This is a genomic window from Neisseria sp. P0009.S007, from assembly GCF_051962515.1.
In genome coordinates, this window is sequence record NZ_JBQCVF010000863.1 from 1 (window position 1) to 497 (window position 497).

General features: G+C 50.5%; 1 protein-coding gene. It reads right to left on the bottom strand.

The features are described from left to right. Nucleotides 1-497: cytochrome c biogenesis protein ResB (locus tag ACTHS3_RS16815; protein WP_440368618.1), on the bottom strand; the 497-nt coding region annotated here is incomplete at both ends.

The window sequence follows — 497 nt, forward strand, 5'->3', positions numbered from 1 at the left end:
CCGTAATACCGTGCAGCGTCAAAGGATGGTTGACGCGGATGGTGTGTTCGCTGACTTTGCCGGTTGCCTTGTCCGTAACTTCCAAGTCGCTGGCGAAATCACGCGGCATACCGGTATCGTAAAAATCAATATGGAATTTCTTCAATTTGACGGAAAACGGTAAGTCTTGCACGAGCATGCCGTTATCCGCATTCAGAAATACCACGTCCGCGCTCTGCCCTTCCGAAATATTGACATTGCCCCTAAACGACAAATTGGACGTACCCAACACGCTTTCGGGCTTAAAGTCTTTGGCGTAAACCGCAGTGTTGTCCGGCACGACCCGGCCGGTAAGCATACCGATTTTCAGCAGGATATTGCTGTCTATCAAACCGCCCAAACAAATTACAATCAGCGCGGCATGAGCAAAGATATAGCCCCATTTGTTCATCGCGCCTTTTTTCGCCGCCACCAAAACCGAACCGTCTTCACGCGTAACGGTTTTGCAGCCATAGCCC